We start from the raw sequence: 22,964 nt of genomic DNA, 5'->3' as shown, positions 1-22,964 counted from the left end.
TAGGGTTAAAAATATATTTTTTTGTAGGTCAAATTTCAGGAAATTTGTCTGAGAAGTTACATATGAAATTTTTAGTAAAGTAAAAAATCCTGAAATCCTGATAAGAACTGGCGGAGAGGAGGGGATTTGAACCCCTGACACGTTACCGTGAACACGCTTTCCAGGCGAGCGCCTTAAACCACTCGGCCACCTCTCCATCTATGGGAATTCAGAATAACAAGTTACATCGAATTCAGTATTATATATAGAAACAATCAGGTTTGAAGTGGCTGCCCACCTGATTGTTAAAATATAATACTCCATTCAATATGTGATTTTAATAATTAAAATCACATATTGAATGATGAAAAAAGTTAAAATGCACCCGCAGAAGTGCTTCAAGAGTGCATTTTTCCTTATAACAAAGCAAGTATCGATATAAGAATTATTAATTCTTATATCGAACTAAGGTTACGTAAGCAATAGGTTTGGTATATTATTCGTCTTTAAAGTGTTAGCATTGTCTTACTATCGGGACTTTGCGTACTCACATACTAAATATACGATTAGTTAACTTGCCACTCGTACTCCTAGCCAATTCTTTAAAGCAGAAGTGTATCTACAGTTTGCTACTTCAGAAAATTATTAGCATAATACTCACAATATTCTTTAACTGGGCAAGCAGGGCAATTTGGTACTCGTGCTTTGCAAATATACCTACCAAGCAATATCAACCAGTGATGAGCATGTTGTAACCATTTTTTATCGATAACTTTAACTAATTCAAGTTCTACTTTTTTAGGAGTATTACTATTTGCCAGTCCTAATCTTTTAGAAACTCTAAATACATGCGTATCAACTGCGATAGTTGACTTACCAAAGAGGCAATTCAATACTACATTAGCAGTTTTTCTTCCGACACCTGGCAATTTAATTAAGTCATCAAAATTGTTAGGTACTTTGCTGTCATACTTATCTATCAAAATTCGACAAAGTGCAACAATATTTTTTGCTTTGGTTATAAATAAACCTATTGATCTTATATAGGTTCTTACCCCTTCTTCCCCGAGCTCTAATATTTTTTCTGGTGTATTATACTTCACAAACAATAATCTAGTTGCTTTATTAACTGAAACATCAGTTGCTTGTGCGGATAATATCACCGCTACTAATAGAGTAAAATTATTCACATATTCTAGTTCCGTTCGGGGAGTAGGATTATTTTGGCTTAAAATTTCAAAAATTTTATCAACTATTTGAGCTTGCATAATATAACATTTAAGAGTAAAAGAAGTTATAATTTTTATCAGGTTTAGGAATGTTAGAGAATAGAAATTTTGATTTTATAAAAAATGAAATTGCTAATCATGATATTGTATTATTTATGAAAGGCACTGCCAATTTTCCTCAATGTGGTTTTTCTGCTACCGTTGTTTCTATCTTAAAAAAACTTGGCGTAGAATTTCGTGATATTAATGTTTTAACCGATCCTAGCTTACGTGAAGATATCAAATCTTTCAGTGATTGGCCTACCATACCACAGCTTTATATAAAAGGGGAATTGATAGGTGGCTGCGATATAGTACGTGAGATGTATGAAAACGGTGACCTTGTTTCATTATTAAAAAATAAACATATAATATCTAAGTAACCTCAATTAGATATAAGAATATTTATCTTATATCTAATTGCCTTATAAATGAGTATACTCTTCTGCTTTGAGTATATATCTAGTTATGGAACTGCCTTATAGTTTCAAGCAGTTCTTCGTTTTTATAAGGTTTATGGATTAGGTATGTTGCTTGTTCTTGTAAGAGCTTTTGCATTTCCTGATGATTGCTAGACAAACCAGTTTGAAAAATTATAGGAATATGTGCAAGGTTCTCATCACTTCTTATTTGTTTATGTACTTCACAACCTGTCATATCAGGAAGAGAAATATCAAGAAATATTAACTCTATTGTATTAGCATGTGTTTTAGATAAATTAACTGCTTCTTGTCCGGAATAAGCACTGATAATTTTATATTTTTGTTCATAATGTAGCACTAAGTTTATTACGTCATGGCAAATTGGTTCATCATCAACAAAAAGTATAGTAAATACTTTTGCAATATTATCCTTTGTAAGCATTTTATGTCTCTTTTTTATCGTATACAGGAATCATAAATTCTAATTTTGTTCCTCTTTTACGGTTATTCTCGGCATAAATATAACCATTATGAGCCAGTACAATTTCTCGGCAAATAGATAAACCAACACCTGTACCAAGAAAATTATTATTAGTTCGTGAACTACGAGTAAATACTTCAAAAATAGTCTCAAGTTCTGAGTCTGGAATTCCTATACCTGTATCGATTAGGCTAAAGCACCAATAAGGAATATTTTCATGATTTTTTAAATCAATTACCGCTATAATTAATCCTTCCTTAGTATATTTGAGTGCATTATTAAATAAATTATTTAATAATTGGTTAATCCTAATTTTATCTCCATTAATCATTGCTTTTGTAATACTATGATCAATAAGAATAATATTAATTCGATCGTTAATTATGTTTAATTCTGTAAGTTGCTGTACGGTCTCTTTTATAGAAGATAATAGATCCATAGCAACAAAATTAAACTGCATCTTCCCGGTACTAAACTTAGATAGGTCTAGTAGGTCATTAATTAATTTTATAAGACGTTGATTATTTTTAGCTATTATACTGACATACTTTACGTGTTCTTGCTCATCCATTTTATCCCAATTTTCATATAAAAACTGAGCGATACTACTTCCCCCATGTATCGAAGTCCTAATTTCGTGAGTAACGTGATTCAAAATATTATCTTGCTCTGATATCTTTTGTTCTAATTCTAATATTTTAGTTTTTGAATTATTTCTTAAATTAAACCACGAAAACATCTTGTACCTGCAAATATAAAGAACTACAGGAATCAAAAATATGACTAAAATAGTCCAAAAAAGTTGGTACATATGCTTACTTTAGTTAAAATAATTATATGCAAGGTAAAATATAAAATAAACTAATGAAAATATCTAAAAATTTCAAATTAACATTTCATATAAATAATTCTAATTTAGTAATCTTTGATAATTTATTAACAAAATTTAATATAATATCTAACCAACAGTTTATATATTATATTAAATTTTTCAACACAATAAATAATTTTTAATAAATTAGTCAAAAGGCTGTCTTAAGGTTATTGCAGCTGATAAAGTTCCTTCATCTAAATAGTCTAGTTCTCCCCCTATTGGAATGCCGCTAGCTAATCTTGATATTTTGATAGTATAATCTTTGAAATATTCAGTAATGAAATAAGCTGTAGTTTGACCTTCTAAGGTAGAATTAGTTGCAATAATTATTTCATTAATGTTATTCTCTTGGCATCTAGCTAGTAATTCTGGTAGTCTTAGTGCTTTAGAATTATGGCTATTTGAAGTTGACAAATTATGTCCTAGTACATGATAATATCCATTAAAAATGCCACTACGTTCTATTGCCCACAATTCTGTCACTGTTTCAACAACTGCTATAATAGATTTGTTGCGATCATCAGATGAACATACTCTACAAATATGGTGAGAATCTATGTTGCCACAAATATCGCACTTGACAACATTATTATCTACGTAAGAAAGAGCTGAAATTAAACCTTTTAACCTAACGTCTTTTTCTTGTAAAAGATGCAGGACTATACGCCTTGCTGATCTTTGACCAAGACTAGGTAGTTTAGAAAAAATATATATCAACTGATCTATTTCATTTAGTTTATTCATTTTAGCATACCTTTACTACTTATAATAACCTCAAATATCGATGTAACAAGTTAATATTAGGCTCAGTATCATCCTCATTAGGGATGAGATATCATCTCTGCTAGCTACTATGTCATCAACTATGATTTTTAAGAAATTAAAAAAAGGTTTAAAATAAAAAAATCATAGTTGATGACATCATTTTTACTACTAATAATCTACTGATATACTCAAATGATTTGAAGAATTGGATTTGAAAATGAATGGTGAGCATGCTAGGCGTACATACAGTATAGTTACGCATGCGAATCCATGATATTTTCAAAAAACAATTCTTCAAAGCAGAAGAGTATACTACAACTTTTAAAATTAATACTATTGTGTTTTAACTTTTAATAACCACTGTTCCAGCAATTTTATCATGCAAAGCTTGGCGTTGTTTAGAAAAGAGTATAAACCAAATACCAACTAGCACTAATACATATCCACAAAATCTTTTAATTAATTGCCATTTACTAGGTTTTCCAAGAGTGATTGCGTCTACTATTTTCATATGCATAACCATTTTTCCTGGAGTAGCACCCAAATAAATCCAAAAACCAATAAAATATGTTGCAGCTAGGGCAAAATTAATTATAAACATTAAAATAAATAATGTAAGAACATTACTAGCAGTTACATTTTGAACTAACTCCGGTTTCGTGCTACCCATTATTAGTATGTCCGCTATACTAGCTTTAAAAAAAAATAAAGACAGTCTAGATAACATAAAGTGGGTGATCGGAGTTGTAAAAATTGATAACAAAAACGAATCTAGGCAAGAAGCAAAGAGCCTAGGAATTAGTTTAGGGTATATAATTTGTTTATTCATTTTTTTCTATATATATCACGGAAGTTCGATGTAACAAGCTACATCGAACTTCCGGTTATGTTATGGGAGTATTTGAATTGATTATAAGTCTCTTTCAAAAGAAGTCTAATGTAATATGAAATCCAAACTATTACCAAGCATAATATTTAACAACTCACTTGAACGAGGAACTACATCAAGATACGTAGCGATGTCGATATGTTGCTTAGGTGGCAATTTAATATTTTTTTGATTCATTATATAGGATTTTACTGTTACATATTTTTTATTGAGCAATCTAACCCGAATAAGTGGTATTGTCACATCATGGTCAGAAGTATTACTTATCCTGTAGGAAACTTTAATTTGTCCCATTTCTTTATTTTGTTCAACATGTATATTTCTTATAGTTAATATATTATTATTCTCTTTATACAGAGCTGGTATATTAAACTTCTCGTGAAATAACATTAATAATAAGAAGACAATTAAACTAAGCCACAATAATATAGATAAAATATGCGATTGCTCAGGAATTTTAGTTGGTAATAAAGCCGGTAAGTTAGTACCTTTAGTTAAATATATTTTATTATTTTCATTAGTGCTAGCGTTTTTTGTGGTATTATCTGATATAATGGGAGGTTCTTGCTGATCAAGCTCTGCCTTTTGATACCATATATGGTGGCATTTTGAACATTTGACCTTCCTACCAGTCATACCTATTTGTTCTTTTGAAACTATAAAGGTAGTGTTACAATTTGGGCAAGCAATACTCATTTACGTGATCTAATTTGTATACTCAAATTTGAGTATATAGGTTGACTTAAAAATAAAGTAAATTATGATTTTTTTAATAGTTTAGCAAGGACGTTATGCAAAAACATATCAATACTATAGAAGAATTGTGGCAAATACGCGATAAATTAACTAAGGATTCAGAAAAAACTAACTACGCCAAACAAATATTGAATAATATTATTGATGGTTTAAATCAAGGATTAATTAGGGTTTGTGAAAAAGAAGGGGCTGATTGGCGAGTTAATCTTTGGGTAAAAAAAGCAATTTTATTACATTTTATTGTAACTGATTCGCAAATCCATTCTGGTGATTGTATGAAATGGTATGATAAAATTGCTCCCAAATTTGCTACAAATCATAATGAAGAATTATTTAGAACCCATGGCTGTCGTATCGTTCCCGGAGCATTTATAAGAACGGGGGCATATTTAGCTAAAAACGTTATTGTTATGCCTTCTTTTATTAATATAGGTGCATATATAGGAGAAGGAACAATGATTGATACTTGGGTCACCGTAGGATCATGTGCACAAATAGGAAGGAATTGTCATATTTCTGGCGGGACAGGTATTGGTGGGGTACTAGAGCCAATACAAGATACCCCGGTAATAATAGAAGATAATTGTTTTATAGGTGCAAGATCAGAAATAGCAGAAGGGGTTTTAGTAGAAGAAGGAAGTGTAATTAGTATGGGAGTATTTATTGGTGCATCTACCAAGATAGTAGATAGGGAAAGTGGAAAAATAATTTATGGTAGAGTTCCGGCCTACTCAGTTGTAGTACCAGGCAGCTTACCTGCTGATTCAGGAAAACCAAGTTTATATTGTGCAGTAATCGTTAAACAGGTGGATAAAGGAACTAGAAGTAAAGTATCCATAAATGATCTATTACGATGAAAATTTCCTATAACTGACCGCAAATATATGTTCATTAATGACATTTCTGTGTTATTATATAGCTAACCTGAGCAATAGTAATGGTGATAACTTCTAGTCATCCCAGCGTATATACAATAAATATGAGTATAATCAACACAGTAAATCATTTAGCCATAATCATGGACGGTAATGCAAGGTGGGCTTTAGAAAAAGGCTTACCAAAATCTGAGGGACATAGAGCAGGTGCTAATAGAGTAAAGAAATTATTACCAGATTTTATAGAACTTAATATACCTTACGTGACACTTTATACTTTCTCATCAGAAAATTGGCGTAGGTCAAAGACTGAAGTGACATTTTTACTAAAATTATTACGTTATTATCTAAAAAATGAGACTACACTACTACACGAAAACGGAGTCAAAATAAAAGTTATCGGTAGATTGGATATGTTAGATAATATGTTACAAAAACAAATCCATGATGCTATAGAATTAACAAAACATAATAATAACATAACTCTTTGTATTGCTTTTAGTTACGGCGGGCGAGCAGAGATTGTTGACGCATGCCAGAAAATCATCAATTCTAGTAAAACACAAATTAGCGAGAATGAGTTTGGTAATTATCTATATGATCCAAGAATGCCTGATGTAGATTTGTTAATTCGTACTGGTGGTCTATGTAGAATCAGTAATTTTCTACTATGGCAAGCTGCCTATGCTGAACTATATTTTTTACCTAAATACTGGCCTGACTTTAACAAACAAGATATACTAGAAGCGTTAAACGATTATTCAAAAAGAAAAAGGAATTTTGGTGCTAGATAAGAGCAATTATCTTTTATCTAAATTTTATAAAAATAGATAAATATTATTTAATAACAAAAACACGTTTTTGTTGAATAAGTTTATGGCACACTTCAAGTAACTTACGCATACAAGCAACTATCGCAACTTTCTTAGGTTTAAAATTATTAACAAGCCTATCATATAAAATTTTTAAATATTGGAAACCATTCTTACCAGCTAATACTGCCATGTATAAAGCATCTCTAGGTATTTTCCTGCCTCCTCGAATAAATCTTCGTCCTTGCTTATTACCACTATCACGAGCATATGGAGCTATACCAACAATTGATGACAATTCATTGCTACTATAATTTTTATCCCCTAATTCAGGTACAAAACTAATTAGTTTTGTAGCTAAACATTTACCAATACCAGGTACAGTCTCTAATATTTTTACCTTCTCTTTTAACTCTTCTGACTCATCTATTGTTTTGTTTAACTTTTTATCAAGCTCAGCTATTTCATTCTGTAAAAATTTAATGAGCTTTTCTATACTCTCTTTATCAATACCATCAATGCTATGATGTAGTCTTTTCTTTTCATTGCTAAGCATTAATACTAAATCTTCTCGTCTTTGTTGACATCTCTTCAAAGTCTCTGATTCAACTTGATATATATAATTCGCTGAAAGCTGCATCTTATCCGCATAATATGCTAATTTAAATGCATCCTTCCTATCAGTTTTACACAAATTCACCGATTTACTAAAAGAATTAAAACTATATGTATTGACCTTATGTATTTGTTGGTTATTATTATCCAGCTTTTGACAAATCTCAGCTTCGTATCCTCCAGTAGGTTCACATATTATTAGCTTAATCTCTTGCTCTTTTGCTAATTTAATCATCTCTTCATGACCAGCTACATCATTGGCAAAACGATGATATTTAGGTTTATCTCTTGTATTATATACACATATATCAAGCCAGTTTTTACTTACGTCTAGACCTATTATTTTATTCATGATATAATCTCCTTCTTCTTATTGTGCAAGGCTGCTCTTTTTAAGACCACCTTCTGCAATTTGTTCAAGGTAAACTACCAAAAAGAGGGTACTTATTCTCTTAGCGACTATTTTAGTCAAGGTCTATTCAAGTCACCCTCTTTAATTACTTATAACACATTCTTAAGATATAAGGTCTTAGTTTGTAATTCTTTGGAACTATTAAGCAAAGAATTATGGGCATATTCAGCATATTTAATAGCATTATGATAATCTGCTGCTGCTAAGAACTCTACACACATTATATTATATAATAATATTGAGATAGTAGGTAACTTATGGAATATAACTTTATCTATGATATATTTTTGCAATTCAGCACTATCTTCATATTTATAGTACTGATATAATTTAACTAAAAATTCTAAGCTGCTATTGATATATTCTATTTTTTCAGAAGGGTTTGGTAATTGGTCAATGAAGCTTTTTATATCATTGATAGCACTTACAAAATAGTTTTCTTTATTTTCCTCTGATAAAATAGCTTTATAAAAATTTATTATTCCTTTATGAAATCCTAAATCTTCGTCTATCTCAGGTGATGGTGGTGCTTTTATATCAAGTTTTGCCTTTCCTGTTGCCACTAATTTATGAAGAGCAGAATAATTGTATCCTTTTTTATTCTTTATATGTTCCTGTGCTCCATGGAATTTTAATTGAGCTACCACTTTGGGTAGCTTTAATAAAGTTGCTAAGTGAAGAGGAGTATTGCCATCCGTCTCATCTTGACTATTTACTACTGCCTTCCATCTAATGAGTAGAGAAATAATATCTCCACTATTAGCCATTACTGCCTTATGTAATGGAGTTTGTCCGTTATTGTCTTTATTATTAGGATCAAGTCCTAATGTAAGGAGAAAAGTAACAATGTCTTTGGCTCCATACCGGGCAGCTATATCAAGTAAAGTCTCTTGAGTTTCTGGAATTTTTTGTTGTTTTAACTCAACTTGCAATTCCAATTCATTAACTATTAATTTTAATATACCTACATTTTTATCATCTATGACTAATGCAAGTAATTCCCCAAATAAGTCTACTTGTTTTATATCAAGACAAGACTTTAAGTTAGTTGACTTAAATAATAATTCAAGTGTCGTAACGTCCCGAGCTCTAACAGAGGCTATAAAAGCATGATGTAGAAAAGCTTTATTTGATTTGCAAAAATTTAATTCTGCTTCTGTTATTATAACTCTTCCCATAAAAACCCTTTATATTAATCACATAGATAATATAGCATAAAAATTAGTGCCACTAATAACAAAAGATATTTTTTTTAGAAAATTATTTGAGTATACTAACCCATAGCTACATTTTCTGTGTAATCGTCATATACTCGGTGAACTTCAAGAATTGGCGTTGTCGTGTCTAAAGATCGAAGCTGCTCCGTTACTCATGTACGCTACGCTGCTCGACTTTGCTACTGCCTAGCTCTTCTTGAATTTATACTATCGTCTACCAACTCTTCATTTACGAGCAGTATATATGGACGAAGTCCATGCCATCATTGCGAGATACTTTTAGTGTCGTGGCGATCTGGTGAAGTGAGGCGTAATACTGCATAAAGATTGCCACGTCGCTGCTGTCGCAGCTCCTCGCAATGACGGTTCAGGATGACTATTTTATTTAAATAACCCTTTCAACCCTTTCTCAATGGTAGATTTTACTTTGTTGACAGGAACATTATTAGAAGGTTCTACATGTTGATCGTTTTGTGTTCCTTCTCCTTCAGATTGTTTATTTTTTCTTCCTCCAATAATATTTTTTAATATATCTTCAGGCTTTGTACCTTTCTTAACGCCATCAACCACACTATTTACTAAATTTTTCGTGAGATATTCCTTTAATGCGTTAGTATCAAGTTTATGCTGTGGATTATTCAGATTGCCATAAAGGCGAACTTTCAATGGTGGTATCGAATTTATATTTACATTAATAACACTATCTATATCAAGTGTATATTTAGGCAGGTTAACATTTCCAGTAACTGTTATCTCTGACGAGGCAGCATCTAATTTACCGTTTGTTATGTTAATTATACCTTCTGTTATTTCACTATCTACTACTAGTTTTTGGAACTTTGTTTCACCACTTGCCAAAGAAGCATCTAGCATTTTTAAAATAGTTGCCAGATTTTTAATATTTCTAAGGCTATCTAATAGTTTTTGCAGATCAAATCCGCTAACTATACCGTCAGATGCTGTTAATGTTGCTTTACCGAATAAGTTACCTACATATTGAGATTGGCTTTGACCTTTTGTTTTGATATCTGTTATTAGATTAACCGTCCCTTGCGTAACTTTAATTTTATTGCCCTGTGAGACTATATTTTTTAACTTAGCATCTTTAAGACTAGCTTTAAAACTAACAGGTTGATTAACTTGCGAAGAAATTTGTCCAGTAGCGGTTAAACTTCCCCCAAATAAATTACCATTTAAAGATTTAATATCCAGCACACCACCTGCAAGTAACATAGTAGTTTTGACATTATCAAAGATCAGGCTTCCTTTAATGATCTTTTGTATAGTTAAAGTTAAGTCTCCATCAAGCTTATTTAAAAATGATAAATCTATAATGTCTTTAGACCAAGGCACAGAATTATTTACACTTTGCCCAGAACTAGTAGATAAGCTATTAGATGGCACATCAGTGAAATCATCTAAATTTAGGGAAGCTATCATTATATCTGATGAAATTTTTGGTTTAGCAGACGCTAAATTGATAGTTACTGCTCCACTGAAATTTATAGGCTTCTTTTTAAACTCAAGAGTAAATTTATTTATATTAGTTTTAAGAAATTTTTGTTGTTTAATAGTCTCACCCTTTAGCCACATATCTCCAAGACTAGTCGGTAGAGTCTTACCAAATAAACTAGCAATGGTGGGTATCTCACTAATTTTTACATTATAAGAAACCACTAGCTCTTTATCCCAATCCTTAACCCCAACATTGCCTGTTAAATTAGCTTTATCTGCAGTAAAATTAATGTCATTTAGAGATAAATTTTGATCTAAATAGGCAAAGCTTGTTGCTAGAGAAAATGTCTTATCTAATAATTTAACTCTTAAATCTACCTTATTATCTGCAAAATGGAAGTTAGCGTTACCCTTAGCTAATATCTTACCTGCAGTAAAATCAATGTCACTAATTTTTAATAATTTCTTATCACTATTAATATTAAAAGTTAGTTTATGATCTAAATTGTGTAAGATAGGTATATCGGGAAAAATACTTTGCAGATTCTTAGCAGTTCCTTCCAATTTTAACTGTCCAGCAAAAGTCATATTGTCGTAAGCAAAGTTACCTGAGAAATTAACCTTTTCTTGTAGGGCATTTAAATCTACGGTTAAAGCTATGACACCTTGCTTGTCTTGTATATTACCTTTGACATCATAATTCTTACCGGAAGAATAAAACTGACAAACTAAATCAGATGGACCGTGCAGCTCTTTGATTTCTAATCTATCAATATCTATTGTTGTTGGGATAGCATTATTACCCTTAGTCTTATCAGCAAAATCAACATAATTTAACTTAGCATCAACGATTTTAATTAAGTTGATATATAAAGAAAACGATGCCTTGCTATCATTCATTTCACCCGTTGAAGTTTTACTAACATTGCCTGGTATTTTGGCAAATTCCCAAGAAGCCACACCATTACGCATCCGTTCTAAATTAACTACTGGTTTGTTAATTTCAATCTTTGAAATATCTATCTTTCCTTTAAGTAAGGATAATATAGAAATAGAAGCCGTTACTTCCTTAACTTCCAATAAAGAAGGATAATGGGCATTAGGTAGAGAAGTAAGAGTTACATCCTTAATGGTAATAGTCGGAGTGGGTAGCAAAGAGATGGTGATATCTCCATTAATTTGCAGCTCTCTACCAGTTATTTCTTTGACTTTATCAGAAGCTAGTCTTTTATATGATTCTAAGGAAATAAATAGAGGTGTTATTAGCAGTATAACAATTATTAAAATGAGTAACGCTACTGAATATTTTAGAAATTTTTGCACTACAATTTCCTTTTAATTATGTAAAGAATTCATTATAGCAGATTATAACTTTTCCACTAATTAAAAAAAATATTAAAGATAGTACTTAGTGGAGATATTGTAACCTGCTATAATAAAGTGCATTTAAAGTGCATTTTTGCATAATCTAGAAGAAATATTTTTATGGACTCAAACTACCAACTAAAATCATATTTATACTGCTTGGCTTACAAATACCGCATATACCTAGCTAGCCTTACGCTTATGTCCATTGGTGCTTCACTATTTACTTTATTCGTTAACTATCAAATTAAAGAAATTATTGATACTATTGCCAAAGATCCAAAAATAGATGTTACTCTACTTCTTTGGTTGTTTGCATTATATAAAATGATGAATCACGGTACGTTTTTTATCGTTAGGCTCTTTGATATTAAATACAAGCCAGCGATGCTTGCAGAAATCGTTGAAGATACTTACAGCAAGACTATGAAACATTCTTTACATTGGTTTGATTCCCATTTATCAGGAGAAATTGCCAGTAAAATCACTGATTTTCAAGATGGTATTATAACCATAATTACTGTTCTCAATCGTTCTTTGGTACATCTTACAACTATGGTAAGTGGCATAATATTTTTGTTCATGATGAATTATAAAATAGCAGGGGTTGTAATTGCTTTTCTTGTTGTGTATGTACCAATATTGTCAGTTTTGCTCCAAAAACAAATGCAGCTGCAAGAAGAATATGTTAAGGCACGACAAGAAGCAGTAGGCATTATCAACGACTCTATTGCCAACATTTTTGGTATTAAAATTATTGGTAATAGCTGGACAGAGCTGAAATTAAAGCTCCTACCTGCCATTGATAAGTGGAAAGGTTGGGATCGAAAAACTCGGGTATATGATGCTTATTATGTAGATTTAACCGATAGCATATTAATTACTCTATTGGCAGCAGCCCAAATATTTGTGACAGCATATTTATACAAAACTGGACAAATCACTGCTGGTGATTTTGCCGTTAGTATAATAATTACTTTTAACATTGAATGGGCGATTGATCAGTTATTAGACAATATAATATTTTCCATCAATCCTAAAATCGCTGCCATCAAATCTTCATATAACTTTATTAATACTATCTCAGATGTTACCGATGCAGAAAATGCTAAGCTGCTTCCTCCTATCAAAGGTGACATTAAATACCAAGATGTCACCTTCAACTATGGTAGTGGTGGAGATAATATATTTGACAATCTTACATTGCATATCAAAGCTGGAGAAAGGATCGGAATAGTTGGTACATCAGGGGCTGGAAAAACTACCTTGATCAAATGTTTACTCCGATATTTCAATTTGCAAAGCGGAGCTATTTTAGTTGATGGATATGATATTTCACAGGTAACGGAAGAGTCGCTAAGAAGCAATATTTCAGTAATCCCGCAAGATATTACAATGTTTCATCGTTCTATTTTAGAAAATTTGCAGCTAGCTAAATATGATGCTACTTTACCAGAGATTGAAGAAGCATGTAAAAAAGCTAGAATACATGATGATATTCTACGAATGCCCAATGGTTACCATTCAATAGTTGGTGAACGAGGGGTAAAAGTAAGTGGCGGGCAACGGCAAAGGATTGCAATTGCTAGAGCTATTTTAAAAAATGCACCAATCCTTATTTTAGATGAAGCAACATCGGCACTTGATTCACCAACCGAGGCTCTAATTCAAAAATCTATTGATGAAGTTTTGGAGACCAGTAATGCTACAACTATAGTCGTTGCTCACCGTTTATCAACATTGCTGCATATGGATCGTATTTTAGTATTCAAGCGTGGCAAAATTGTGGAAGACGGTACTCATGCTATATTAATCGCTAAAGGAGGTCTATATAAAACTCTTTGGGATGCACAATATAGAGGATTTTTGCCAAATGATAAAAATAAGAAAGCATGAAAATATAGAGTAACAAATATATACTCAAATCATTTGGATATATTGTAAAACTTTTGTGTTTCAAGGGAACAAATACTATTTGGAATAATTTTATGCCAAATAGTATCTGCAGGTTTTGTGGTAGAAATACAAAATATACCTGAAATAAATGCACGATAACCGTAGGCATTATCAGGTAATATTGATATACTTTTTGGCATTAGAACCATCGTTTTTTTAAATCCTAATGCATTGTTTGTATTTGGAATTAATAAATTTGATTTTACAGGAATTTCTTTCAATAACACCCCAGAAGGAAAAGGAGTTCTTAGTAGTAATGTACCAACATGTGGTATTTGTCCTTTTATTTTTAAATCATAATTTTCATCAGAATCATTAACTAATTGTGTAATAATACCAATTGTAATAATTAACACGGTGTATTTATCCAGTCTCTATACATAATTGATTTTACTAAATCTACATTATGAGCAAATTGATTCCAAGCGTAACAAGCCATAGTGACGATATCTTCATATACACCATAACATTGGTTAGACAAGAAATGATTTTTGATCCATTCCCAAACTTGTTCCATTGCATTAAGTTCCGGTGCATACGGCGGAAGCGGTATCAAAGTGATATTGCTTGGCACAGTTAGTCTTTTGGCTGTGTGCCAACCTGCATTATCCGTTAGTAAAGCTATATGTCGGTTGCCTTGAATACTGCGAGAAAGGTCTTCTAAGAATTTATTCATTGCCTGTGTGTTTGCATATGGTAAAATTAATGCAAAAGCTTCTCCTGTATCATGGCAAGCAGCTCCATAAATATATGTTGAAATGAATTGCTGTTGCCGAACTTTACGGGGTCTAGTGCCACGCTTAGCCCATATACGAGTTAAGCTACCTTGTTGCCCAACTCGAGTTTCATCCTGAGACCATATATCAACTTTACATCTATCGATATTTTTTGGTAATAATTCTGTTAGCATGTCTGGGAAGTTTTTTTATATGTATTTTGAGTCTCTTGATTTGACTTTGGATGCATTGAACGAGAAGTAATCCAGCTAAAACCAAGGCGGTGCATAGTATTGTAGACTGTTTTTAAAGTACATTTAGCACCATATTCCTCAAGTAACATGATATGTAGCTCCTTTCCAGTTATATACCCACCAGTTTTACTTTCACTGAGCGTATTGATTTTATCAAAAAGAGCAGACTCTTGTATAGTGTTAATCTTCCTAGGGGCACCGCTTCTTTGTGATTCAAATAATCCTTCAAAACCATGATTCCTAAATCTTCTGAGCCATGATTGCACAGTTTTCCAGTGTGACTTCACTATTTCAGATATGGCTTTAAAAGATTTGCCTAATTGAAGGTAATACATCGCCAATAAACGTATACGATTTCGACCATGCGGCTCATGTTTCATCATTTTTATAAAATCATGACCATGAAAACCTTGCGGTAATATTAACCTAGCCATTTGAGTACCTTTATCAGTTAAAAACCCATTTTACACCACTGCGTTAATTATTGCAATTGGTATAAGATGTGTATAAGGAAAATCTTTTTCTTTACACTCTTTAAAGTCTTCAACATATATTGTACCAATAATATTTTTCTCTTCTTTCCCATGAGTAGCAATTACATTTGCAACCAACATATAGAGTCGTTCTACTAGTTTTTCTTCATCTGCTTCTCCTAACTGTATTAATTTTTTCCTAGCAATCTCCCTAGACCACATCAAGTCAGGAATGTCATCTATAGAGTCAGGAAAGCCTGTACTTTGCATGTCATACTTATATACAAAGAACCAAAAAGCCTCTGCAGCAAGTTGTTCTATCAACATAGTGTTAATAATCATATTATTTCTCTATATTTGTTTATCAGAACCTTTTTACTTATGTTATAGACTTAACATAGATAGTGCAAGAAGAAATCATATCAATAGTAGAAAAAACAAATACAGCTACGTATTTGACTCATAGTTAACAACTTAATTTGTCCTATAGTTCCTAATAGAATTCGCTCCTTCTAGGAAACAAATCACTCAATCCTGTTTCTTCAATTGTGAACTTGATAGCAGTGCTTCAAGTGTGAGTTCCTAAGAAACTTATTATTAATCAATTCTTAAAAACATAACAATTGTTATTGTATTCCTATTCATTATTTTTTATAGTCTACATATTTCAGCGGATCAACAGCTATCTTTCCCTCGCGAATAGCAAAATGTAGCTGAGGATATTTAGCATCTCCAGTACTCCCTACATGTCCTATTATCTTGCCTTGTGAAATTGTTGCTCCTTTTTGAATAAGTAGGTCTTGCAAATGAGCATAAGCAACATAAAGGTCGCTATTATCTAACTTTATTATTAATAAATTACCAAACTTTGTATCATTACCTGCAAACACTACTTGACCTGTTGCAATAGATTCTACAGCAGTTCCTTCGTCTGCAGCAATATTAATCCCCTTGCTTTTTCCCTTAGATGTTTGCTCACCAAATTTGATAGTAATTTTACCATCGATTGGTTTGATAAATTTGGGGGTATTAATTGGTACAGCATTTTCTGCTTCTCTTATAGCACTTTTTCTTATGGATATTTCTTGGTTTTTTTTATTTAATAGCTCAGTACTAACTTTTATCATGATAATTTGAGATTTGTTAAGATGATATGGTTCAGACATGTTATTTAGCTCAGCTAATTCTTCAACCTTCTGACCATAATCATTTGCTATTGATACTAATGTTTCTCCTTGTTGCACCTCGTGGTAGATTAGCTTACTATCATTTGGTTTCACTTTTGGAACTATTATTACATCGTCTCGATTTTCAGTTTCTATGGCATTACGATCTTTTAAGAAACCAGTTGGAGCGTCAAAATCTTTTTCTTTCTCATCAATTTCTCTACTTATTATTTCATCTTCATCGCTTTCTAATATGTTCTTATTCTCGGAATATGCTGTAGTTGGTGAATTGATGGTTGTAGACTTTTTGGTAAAATCCTTTCCATGATTATACTCAATAGGGGCTGGAGGTTGTGTGCTACATCCAGAAATCAAAAAGACTATAAAATAGACAAAAACTATATTACTCTTCATAACTTACCAAAAAATTTGCAATTTTATTATGCAATAAACTAACTTTAATATAGAATCAAGTCTAGTATTTTTTTATCAAAATTAAGTAATTATGAAAACTTACGATCTTATAATAGCCAGTGATCACTCTGGATTTCTACTCAAGAGCAAAATTATCAGTTATTTACACGATAAAAATATATCTATTCTTGATTGTGGTACTTACAATCAAGAAATAGTGGATTATCCAGATTATTCTAAAAAAGTTGTTGATGGGATTTTAGAAAATGTAGCTCCTTTGGGAATTTTAATTTGTGGAACTGGCATAGGTATGTCAATTGCCGCAAATCGTACGTCTGAAATAAGGGCAGCTTTATGTTTTGACTTATTTATGGCAGAAAGATCAAGGGCTCATAATGATGCTAATATAATAGTGTTAGGAGCTAAAATACCTAATGAGGAACTAGCTTGTAAAATGATCGATAAATTTTTAACGACTAAATTTGAAGGTGGAAGGCATAGTGCTAGATTAGCAAAAATAAACTAATACCAATTCCCGAAATTAATTTCTTCTAGTAATTTGTACGTGATACCGGTGCTCAAATCCTCACATACGTCTTTGTACGCTGCGGTTTTGTGCTCCGTGTCTCCTTCAGATTCCTCAGAATAAATTAATTTCGGGAATTGGTATAATTTGCTGTTGCTTTCATTATCAAACAGCCCACATTATTATTTTGTTCATCAGAGATGTCCAATGCCGTTCTACAATGATAATTAGTAGCCTTAATGTTTATACCACGCATAATTAACAATTTTGCTATATAGTAATTATTAGTTTCTGCAGCTTCATGTAAAAGAGTATAATTATCATTCCCCCTTCTTTGGATGATTGGATAATTATCCAAAAGAACCCTAAGAACAAATAAATTATTTTTTCTAACTGCCTCAAATGCTCTATCCGTTGCATCACTTACTATAGTAGTATGGAAATCACTATCATAATTATCAATAAAATTATCTATCATCTTTCTTTGCTGCTTTCTATTGTCACTATCATAAATTTTCTTAAACATTTGAATAAATGAATACATATCCATTTGCTCCAATCTTGCCTCTTCTGTAAGCTCTCCCAATACGACATCATCATTTGGTAAAAGTAACATTTGTGCTTCATCTTGTACAAATTCAGTTATTTTAGGAGATGTTTCTTTGATGGTGCTAGCTTTATCTTTTGTAATTGTAGATTGATTAGGTTGATGCTTATTTACTTCTTGCACTTCTTTGGTTACATTACTATCTTTCTCTAGGACAGTTTTACTAGAGTCATCTAGTTGCTTATCCTTTTTTACAAATACTGGTATAGGAGTTTGAGGCTTAGTCATTTTAGATTCAGTATTTTCCTTAGGTGATACTATCGGTACGATAGGAGCAGTTATTTGTGGTTCAGTAGGCTTTTTTTCTTGCGAAGAAGGCAATATATCTAGATTAGGAGCAACTACTTCTTTATTATCTGCATTACTTGGCTGCTGTAATATTACTGGATATTTCTCTTTATCAGGTATAGTTACAGAAGGTACGATAGGAGTAATAGCTTGTGGCTCAGACTTATTATTACTCGGAATATCTATTTGAGGTTCAGACTGGGCAGATGAATCAAGTGGCTTAGTAGGTACAGCATCTTTAAGCTCAGTTGCTGGAAGAGTAGGAGAATCTTTGTTGGTATTACTGTCATTCTTGCTAGGTGGATCTAAATCAATTTTTTGGTACGGATGTTTATCTAATTGATCCAATTCTTTTGTATTTTCTAAGGTTGGTAATTTATTATTCCCTAAATCAATGAAGGAATCTGTCTCACCTTCTTCATTATTAGTATCTTGCGGTGTGGATGCTGGTTTGCTTGATCCTGATACTTCATTATCAATTTTCTTAGAATGCATAAATTGCTGTATTTTTTCCAGCAAAGAATCTGCCTCTTCTTTCTGTTTATTCACTTTATCACTTTCTAATTGTGGCAGTGCTGGGGGAAGAGGTGGTGGAGCAGCATCAGCCTTATCCATAAACAAAAAGATAGTTATTAGGACTATAAAAAATTTGTTACCTAAGATAATCTCCTTACTCTCCATGTTAAAGTACATATTATAATTATTTTCACGTTAAATTTACCCAACTCTTAAAATCATAGCAGTATACAACTTATTTATCAAAGCTTATAGCTAGACTTTTAAATTACCCTGTTAACCTCAATTTTGGATTAAAATTTTTAATTTTAATCTAAAACTGAGGTTGTTAAAATAAGACTAACACAAATGATATCCTCCACTAAGTCATTTTTTATCATTTGGTATTAATTTTTGAATTTCTTTTTCTACCAATTGTTTTACTAATAAAGGCAAGTTTGTATTTAACCATTGACTCAATTGTGGTCGTAACATTTCAATAATTATATCCTCTAATGTTTTGACCGTAGGGTTCGAAGCATTTGCACTAATCTCCTGAGCTGTTTTAGAGAAATGCTGAAAAATCTTAGTAGTTTCTGCTGCAGATTTATCGGATACCAAGGATGTCTGCAATAGTTCCTCTTCTAGTTCACTATGCCTATTATTTTCTAACTTATTTGCCTCATCCTCTACTATATTTGTCAATTCTAGTATTTCATCATCGTTAGATTGGCTATTACTATAGTTAATTGAGGAGAAGTCGGTAGAGTCATCTTTATATGTAGGCGGTGTCGCTCCATCGCTCCTATTACCCAATCCTCCTGCATTGATTGTAGCACGACTATCAATCGCTCCTTTAATTGATTTCAATATCTCTTCAACTGACATGTCTTGGTTTTTTCTATGATCTTTACTCATTAAAAACCTATAATAAGTTTCTTTTTAAGTCCTTTAAACTCATCTTCAGGAGTAAAATATTTAACTTTCAAATTTAAGCTTTTTGCTGTCAATTCCCCAATTAAAGATTTCATTTGGTAAGCTGCTAAAATAGAGTCTCTGTGTGCATCAACTTTTGACACCCTAGCACTATGTAATTTTTCTTCAGCAGTTAAAACGTCTAAGATTGTTTTAGAACCAACAATTTCTTCCTGTATTGTGCCATCATAAGCTATTTGAGCAGCTTCTACACCTTGTGATGTGGCAATAATTTTAGACTTTGCTGCTTCAAATCCTTCCCAACTACCAATAGCACTTGCTCGAATTTGTTTTATTGTATCATCAAGTTGAATAGCTGCACTCCTAGTACTATTTTTAGCTTTCCTAATTCTTGAATATTCGCTACCTCCGTGAGAATAAATAGGTATATTAATTGATAATGTAGATGTAGTACTTCTATTGTTGGTATTATATGGACTTTCTGGAGTGTAATAGGTTTTACCAGATTGAACTTTAAAGCTTACCTTGGGTAAAAGTTCAGCTTTTGCTGCCAGTTCACTAGCTTTATGACTTTTAACACTATGTCTTGTACTATCTATGTTAGGATTAACATTTATCGCTCTTTGCATTAAATCCTCTAATGAAGTAGGTAAGTTATCAGGTATAGGAGGCATATCAATATCATTTGCTTCTATACCGAACATTCGAATGAAGCTTGCTTTTGTTGCTTGATAATTAGCATATGCGGTTAACTTCTCAGTTTCAGCTTTTGCAAAACCAGCCTTGGCACTAGCTAAATCTATTGATGTTGCCTCACCTAATTTTAGTTTTTCTTCAATGGTTTCTAATTGCTGTTTGTTAGCTTTTACACTAGTTTCAGAAATCTCATATTTTTCTTTTGTTTCATAACAATCGAGATAAGTTTTTATTAGGTTAAGAAGAATTTTTTGTTCTTCTGCATAATATTTAGCACGTGATGCCCTAAAAGCTGATTGGGCGGCTTTCAAATTTGCAACACTACTCCCACCACTGAATAGAGGCAGCTCTATTACTAAAGCTCCCTGTTGTGATTTCAGCTCTTTTTTATTAGAAGGAGCATATTGACTATTTGGTTTATTCGTATTAATAGCAGAATCAATATTATAAGACGCACTGGGCATAAAACCTGAAAAAGCTGCAGGGAACTGTTCAATTTCATTTAAAAAAGTCTGCCTATTGATTTGTAACTCACCATTATTATTATACGCACTAGTTAGAGCATCAGACAAGTTAATAGCATAAACTGAATAGTTTAATAAAATGATAACGGTGAAGTATATGAATTTATGCATAATTGGTTTTCTAAAAATATGTTTATGTTAAAAAATTTTGCTAGCTTATGCAAGAAGTTAAAGGTATTCTTGATCTAAAACTTGATTTGTTGTGATAAAGCTAGCACGTATAGCTCAAAATATTTAATCAGATCAAATCAAGTAGCCACAATTTGGGATAAGAATTAGTTAATTCTTATCCCAAATTCGCGTAAGTAGCTATAACATATCAAAAACTAACTGTCAGAGCAATATAACAGTTTTAAAGTGTAGTTTTTATTTGTATTATTTGAGTAATAATTTAAAAATTTTAATATAATTCAATTATCTATTATGCCTAATATATACTCTTTCCTTTCAAAAGTCGCTTTACCCACTATCTTATCAAATGCTTCTATTGCTAGTGCTATAGAACAGTTAAAGTTTGATTCTATGAAAACACTCAAAACGTTTCCTAGGAACTTAAGAGCTATTAAAAAAAGAGTTGACTATATATATAACATATTTCTAGATTCAGAAGATCAACAAAGGGAACAAGAAATAGCTGAATCATTCAGAGAAACAGTAGGTAATTCCTTAGATGAATTAGAAAAGTACATTGATGAACAGCAACAGGTAAAGGAAGAGATATTATTCTTTGAAGATGCTTTCATTGAGCTAATAATAAAAGTTCTTGAAAGTATTTTGGAGTTTCAAAATAAACTAGATAACTTGTATCCTGGAGCGTCAAAAGATATAGTTGATTATTTAGGTAATTTATTAGTTGGTATAATAGCTGTACAAATGCCTGTAGTTGGTTTAATACTCAAGGGAAGTGGCTTATTAGACTCAGTAAAATCTTTTCTCAGTATTGAGAATCTAACGAAGACAGTAGATAATTGGCAAGAAAAACTAGAAATAGTTAGAGAAAAACGAGCCGAAATAGAAAAAAGTGCAAACCTTAAAGAAAAATATTCCAAAGCTACGCAGATTGTTGAAATCGCAGAAATAGCAGGAGTATCACCTGTAGCTGTAGCAGAATTAGGGTTAGATATTGACTCTTTGAAGAAAGTTAATAAATTGGTTGTACAAGATCCAAAAGAAAAAAAATCTTTTAAAAAACTTATTGACTTATCTGAAGAAATTCCTCATACTAAAGATGGTATAATGGGAGGTGTTGAACTTCTACGTAAAGGTATGACTAAAATCCTTGGAAATATACCTAATCAAGGAAAAGATCTAAAAAAATTAATTGAAACCGAATTATCTCACATAAAAGAAAACCTCATTGCTGCATTAGATCCCAATAAAAGCATTCTTGAGAAGTTAGGATATTGCCAAAAAGCAGCCAAAAATATATTGATTATTGAATCAAAAATACAAGAAACAGTCAAATTAATACCTGACAGGGAAAAAATCACCACATCTTTTGCGAATTTAGTTAAGGATAAGACAAAGAATATTCTACCAGCATATTTTTTGAAAAACCTTACATCGTTAAGAACCCCGTTAAAATCGTTGCCTGAACTACTACGAGTAGGAAATGCTATGAAAGTAGTCCTTAAAAATAATAGTAGTAAAACCCAAGGTGTAGTACGAAAAAGGTAACATTTTTAACAAATTACACGCGAATTCGGGATAAGAATTAACTAATTCTTA

The 22,964-nt window shown here is 31.8% G+C and carries 23 protein-coding genes and 1 tRNA gene; 6 read left to right on the top strand and 18 right to left on the bottom strand.

Going from position 1 to position 22,964, the window contains the following annotated elements:
• Positions 1 to 108: 108 nt before the first annotated feature.
• A tRNA-Ser gene (locus tag AAHM80_RS04105) sits at positions 109 to 196 on the bottom strand.
• A gap of 412 nt (positions 197 to 608) precedes the next feature.
• On the bottom strand, positions 609 to 1,247 hold the full coding sequence (nth, locus tag AAHM80_RS04100; RefSeq protein WP_341751347.1) for an endonuclease III: 639 nt from the start codon (positions 1,245 to 1,247) through the stop codon (positions 609 to 611).
• A 50-nt stretch (positions 1,248 to 1,297) separates the two neighbouring features.
• Here nth and grxD point away from each other — a divergent pair, with 50 nt between their 5' ends.
• Positions 1,298 to 1,630: a Grx4 family monothiol glutaredoxin gene (gene grxD, locus AAHM80_RS04095; protein WP_342260359.1), complete on the top strand. Its 333-nt coding sequence runs from the start codon at positions 1,298 to 1,300 to the stop codon at positions 1,628 to 1,630.
• Positions 1,631 to 1,709: 79 nt separating this feature from the next.
• On the opposite strand, the gene AAHM80_RS04090 is transcribed toward grxD, so the two are convergent.
• The 5 genes from AAHM80_RS04090 to AAHM80_RS04070 all read right to left on the bottom strand — a co-directional run bounded on the left by AAHM80_RS04090 (position 1,710) and on the right by AAHM80_RS04070 (position 5,374).
• Positions 1,710 to 2,111, bottom strand: a complete 402-nt coding sequence (locus AAHM80_RS04090) for a response regulator (protein WP_341751345.1) — start codon at positions 2,109 to 2,111, stop codon at positions 1,710 to 1,712.
• Position 2,112: 1 nt separating this feature from the next.
• Positions 2,113 to 2,889: a HAMP domain-containing sensor histidine kinase gene (locus AAHM80_RS04085; RefSeq protein ID WP_341755278.1), complete on the bottom strand. Its 777-nt coding sequence runs from the start codon at positions 2,887 to 2,889 to the stop codon at positions 2,113 to 2,115.
• Between the two features lie 279 nt (positions 2,890 to 3,168).
• Positions 3,169 to 3,768, bottom strand: coding sequence for a recombination mediator RecR (gene recR / locus AAHM80_RS04080; RefSeq protein ID WP_342260358.1), 600 nt, complete (start codon positions 3,766 to 3,768; stop codon positions 3,169 to 3,171).
• A 364-nt stretch (positions 3,769 to 4,132) separates the two neighbouring features.
• Positions 4,133 to 4,618, bottom strand: coding sequence for an RDD family protein (locus tag AAHM80_RS04075; protein WP_341751342.1), 486 nt, complete (start codon positions 4,616 to 4,618; stop codon positions 4,133 to 4,135).
• 105 nt (positions 4,619 to 4,723) lie between these two features.
• A complete protein-coding gene (locus tag AAHM80_RS04070) occupies positions 4,724 to 5,374 on the bottom strand; it encodes an MJ0042-type zinc finger domain-containing protein (protein ID WP_341755277.1) in 651 nt (216 codons plus the stop codon).
• Between the two features lie 95 nt (positions 5,375 to 5,469).
• Between AAHM80_RS04070 and dapD the strand changes: the two genes are divergently transcribed.
• Positions 5,470 to 6,291, top strand: a complete 822-nt coding sequence (gene dapD, locus AAHM80_RS04065; RefSeq protein ID WP_342260357.1) for a 2,3,4,5-tetrahydropyridine-2,6-dicarboxylate N-succinyltransferase — start codon at positions 5,470 to 5,472, stop codon at positions 6,289 to 6,291.
• A gap of 122 nt (positions 6,292 to 6,413) precedes the next feature.
• Positions 6,414 to 7,103, top strand: coding sequence for a polyprenyl diphosphate synthase (gene uppS / locus AAHM80_RS04060; protein ID WP_341755275.1), 690 nt, complete (start codon positions 6,414 to 6,416; stop codon positions 7,101 to 7,103).
• A 43-nt stretch (positions 7,104 to 7,146) separates the two neighbouring features.
• On the opposite strand, the gene AAHM80_RS04055 is transcribed toward uppS, so the two are convergent.
• The 3 genes from AAHM80_RS04055 to AAHM80_RS04045 form a co-directional block, all read right to left on the bottom strand.
• Positions 7,147 to 8,088: an IS110 family transposase gene (locus AAHM80_RS04055; protein ID WP_342259943.1), complete on the bottom strand. Its 942-nt coding sequence runs from the start codon at positions 8,086 to 8,088 to the stop codon at positions 7,147 to 7,149.
• A gap of 149 nt (positions 8,089 to 8,237) precedes the next feature.
• Positions 8,238 to 9,326 carry an ankyrin repeat domain-containing protein gene (locus tag AAHM80_RS04050; RefSeq protein ID WP_342260356.1) on the bottom strand — a complete coding sequence of 363 codons (1,089 nt, stop codon included), beginning with the start codon at positions 9,324 to 9,326 and terminating at the stop codon, positions 8,238 to 8,240.
• Between the two features lie 420 nt (positions 9,327 to 9,746).
• Positions 9,747 to 12,143 carry an AsmA family protein gene (locus AAHM80_RS04045; RefSeq protein WP_342260355.1) on the bottom strand — a complete coding sequence of 799 codons (2,397 nt, stop codon included), beginning with the start codon at positions 12,141 to 12,143 and terminating at the stop codon, positions 9,747 to 9,749.
• A gap of 243 nt (positions 12,144 to 12,386) precedes the next feature.
• Here AAHM80_RS04045 and AAHM80_RS04040 point away from each other — a divergent pair, with 243 nt between their 5' ends.
• On the top strand, positions 12,387 to 14,081 hold the full coding sequence (locus AAHM80_RS04040; RefSeq protein ID WP_342260354.1) for an ABC transporter ATP-binding protein: 1,695 nt from the start codon (positions 12,387 to 12,389) through the stop codon (positions 14,079 to 14,081).
• Positions 14,082 to 14,110: 29 nt separating this feature from the next.
• Here the strand turns inward: AAHM80_RS04040 and AAHM80_RS04035 are convergent, their stop codons facing one another.
• The 5 genes from AAHM80_RS04035 to AAHM80_RS04015 all read right to left on the bottom strand — a co-directional run bounded on the left by AAHM80_RS04035 (position 14,111) and on the right by AAHM80_RS04015 (position 17,164).
• On the bottom strand, positions 14,111 to 14,497 hold the full coding sequence (locus AAHM80_RS04035) for a hypothetical protein (RefSeq protein WP_342260353.1): 387 nt from the start codon (positions 14,495 to 14,497) through the stop codon (positions 14,111 to 14,113).
• Complete coding sequence (locus AAHM80_RS04030) at positions 14,491 to 15,051, bottom strand: IS630 family transposase (protein ID WP_342259393.1); 561 nt, start codon at positions 15,049 to 15,051, stop codon at positions 14,491 to 14,493. Before AAHM80_RS04030 ends, AAHM80_RS04035 begins: the two co-directional genes overlap by 7 nt.
• Entirely contained in the window at positions 15,045 to 15,545 is a 501-nt protein-coding gene (locus tag AAHM80_RS04025; RefSeq protein ID WP_342259385.1) for a helix-turn-helix domain-containing protein, read from the bottom strand. The genes AAHM80_RS04030 and AAHM80_RS04025 overlap by 7 nt, the downstream gene beginning before the upstream one ends.
• A gap of 30 nt (positions 15,546 to 15,575) precedes the next feature.
• Complete coding sequence (locus AAHM80_RS04020) at positions 15,576 to 15,926, bottom strand: hypothetical protein (RefSeq protein WP_342260352.1); 351 nt, start codon at positions 15,924 to 15,926, stop codon at positions 15,576 to 15,578.
• A 302-nt stretch (positions 15,927 to 16,228) separates the two neighbouring features.
• Positions 16,229 to 17,164: a LysM peptidoglycan-binding domain-containing M23 family metallopeptidase gene (locus AAHM80_RS04015; protein WP_342260351.1), complete on the bottom strand. Its 936-nt coding sequence runs from the start codon at positions 17,162 to 17,164 to the stop codon at positions 16,229 to 16,231.
• Positions 17,165 to 17,255: 91 nt separating this feature from the next.
• Between AAHM80_RS04015 and rpiB the strand changes: the two genes are divergently transcribed.
• Positions 17,256 to 17,690 (top strand): ribose 5-phosphate isomerase B, encoded by a 435-nt coding sequence (gene rpiB, locus AAHM80_RS04010; RefSeq protein ID WP_341747329.1) that lies wholly within the window; start codon positions 17,256 to 17,258, stop codon positions 17,688 to 17,690.
• Positions 17,691 to 17,814: 124 nt separating this feature from the next.
• Here rpiB and AAHM80_RS04000 read toward each other — a convergent pair whose 3' ends face one another.
• The 3 genes from AAHM80_RS04000 to AAHM80_RS03990 all read right to left on the bottom strand — a co-directional run bounded on the left by AAHM80_RS04000 (position 17,815) and on the right by AAHM80_RS03990 (position 21,347).
• Positions 17,815 to 19,278 carry an ankyrin repeat domain-containing protein gene (locus tag AAHM80_RS04000; protein WP_342260350.1) on the bottom strand — a complete coding sequence of 488 codons (1,464 nt, stop codon included), beginning with the start codon at positions 19,276 to 19,278 and terminating at the stop codon, positions 17,815 to 17,817.
• A 189-nt stretch (positions 19,279 to 19,467) separates the two neighbouring features.
• The gene (locus AAHM80_RS03995) at positions 19,468 to 19,998 is read right to left on the bottom strand and encodes a DUF2497 domain-containing protein (RefSeq protein WP_342260349.1); all 531 of its coding nucleotides are present in this window, start codon (positions 19,996 to 19,998) and stop codon (positions 19,468 to 19,470) included.
• Positions 19,998 to 21,347 (bottom strand): TolC family protein, encoded by a 1,350-nt coding sequence (locus tag AAHM80_RS03990; protein WP_342260348.1) that lies wholly within the window; start codon positions 21,345 to 21,347, stop codon positions 19,998 to 20,000. The genes AAHM80_RS03995 and AAHM80_RS03990 overlap by 1 nt, the downstream gene beginning before the upstream one ends.
• Positions 21,348 to 21,659: 312 nt before the next feature.
• On the opposite strand from AAHM80_RS03990, the gene AAHM80_RS03985 reads away from it, so the two are divergent.
• Positions 21,660 to 22,913, top strand: coding sequence for a hypothetical protein (locus tag AAHM80_RS03985; RefSeq protein ID WP_342260347.1), 1,254 nt, complete (start codon positions 21,660 to 21,662; stop codon positions 22,911 to 22,913).
• Positions 22,914 to 22,964 lie beyond the last annotated feature (51 nt).

Source organism: Candidatus Tisiphia endosymbiont of Metellina segmentata (assembly GCF_964030715.1).
GTDB lineage: Bacteria > Pseudomonadota > Alphaproteobacteria > Rickettsiales > Rickettsiaceae > Tisiphia.
This window is presented reverse-complemented; position numbering and strand designations above follow the sequence as displayed.

Bases quoted from the DNA above. Each gene is read 5' to 3' on its own strand.
- AAHM80_RS04030 (WP_342259393.1), bottom strand. From the start codon at position 15,051: ATGCTAACAGAATTATTACCAAAAAATATCGATAGATGTAAAGTTGAT.
- AAHM80_RS04055 (WP_342259943.1), bottom strand. From the start codon at position 8,088: ATGAATAAAATAATAGGTCTAGACGTAAGTAAAAACTGGCTTGATATA.
- AAHM80_RS04025 (WP_342259385.1), bottom strand. From the start codon at position 15,545: ATGGCTAGGTTAATATTACCGCAAGGTTTTCATGGTCATGATTTTATA.
- AAHM80_RS04090 (WP_341751345.1), bottom strand. From the start codon at position 2,111: ATGCTTACAAAGGATAATATTGCAAAAGTATTTACTATACTTTTTGTT.
- nth (WP_341751347.1), bottom strand. From the start codon at position 1,247: ATGCAAGCTCAAATAGTTGATAAAATTTTTGAAATTTTAAGCCAAAAT.
- AAHM80_RS04015 (WP_342260351.1), bottom strand. From the start codon at position 17,164: ATGAAGAGTAATATAGTTTTTGTCTATTTTATAGTCTTTTTGATTTCT.
- rpiB (WP_341747329.1), top strand. From the start codon at position 17,256: ATGAAAACTTACGATCTTATAATAGCCAGTGATCACTCTGGATTTCTA.
- AAHM80_RS03990 (WP_342260348.1), bottom strand. From the start codon at position 21,347: ATGCATAAATTCATATACTTCACCGTTATCATTTTATTAAACTATTCA.
- AAHM80_RS04020 (WP_342260352.1), bottom strand. From the start codon at position 15,926: ATGATTATTAACACTATGTTGATAGAACAACTTGCTGCAGAGGCTTTT.
- AAHM80_RS04075 (WP_341751342.1), bottom strand. From the start codon at position 4,618: ATGAATAAACAAATTATATACCCTAAACTAATTCCTAGGCTCTTTGCT.
- dapD (WP_342260357.1), top strand. From the start codon at position 5,470: ATGCAAAAACATATCAATACTATAGAAGAATTGTGGCAAATACGCGAT.
- AAHM80_RS04000 (WP_342260350.1), bottom strand. From the start codon at position 19,278: ATGTACTTTAACATGGAGAGTAAGGAGATTATCTTAGGTAACAAATTT.
- AAHM80_RS04070 (WP_341755277.1), bottom strand. From the start codon at position 5,374: ATGAGTATTGCTTGCCCAAATTGTAACACTACCTTTATAGTTTCAAAA.
- AAHM80_RS03995 (WP_342260349.1), bottom strand. From the start codon at position 19,998: ATGAGTAAAGATCATAGAAAAAACCAAGACATGTCAGTTGAAGAGATA.
- uppS (WP_341755275.1), top strand. From the start codon at position 6,414: ATGAGTATAATCAACACAGTAAATCATTTAGCCATAATCATGGACGGT.
- AAHM80_RS04040 (WP_342260354.1), top strand. From the start codon at position 12,387: ATGTCCATTGGTGCTTCACTATTTACTTTATTCGTTAACTATCAAATT.
- AAHM80_RS04050 (WP_342260356.1), bottom strand. From the start codon at position 9,326: ATGGGAAGAGTTATAATAACAGAAGCAGAATTAAATTTTTGCAAATCA.
- recR (WP_342260358.1), bottom strand. From the start codon at position 3,768: ATGAATAAACTAAATGAAATAGATCAGTTGATATATATTTTTTCTAAA.
- grxD (WP_342260359.1), top strand. From the start codon at position 1,298: ATGTTAGAGAATAGAAATTTTGATTTTATAAAAAATGAAATTGCTAAT.
- AAHM80_RS04085 (WP_341755278.1), bottom strand. From the start codon at position 2,889: ATGTTTTCGTGGTTTAATTTAAGAAATAATTCAAAAACTAAAATATTA.
- AAHM80_RS03985 (WP_342260347.1), top strand. From the start codon at position 21,660: ATGCCTAATATATACTCTTTCCTTTCAAAAGTCGCTTTACCCACTATC.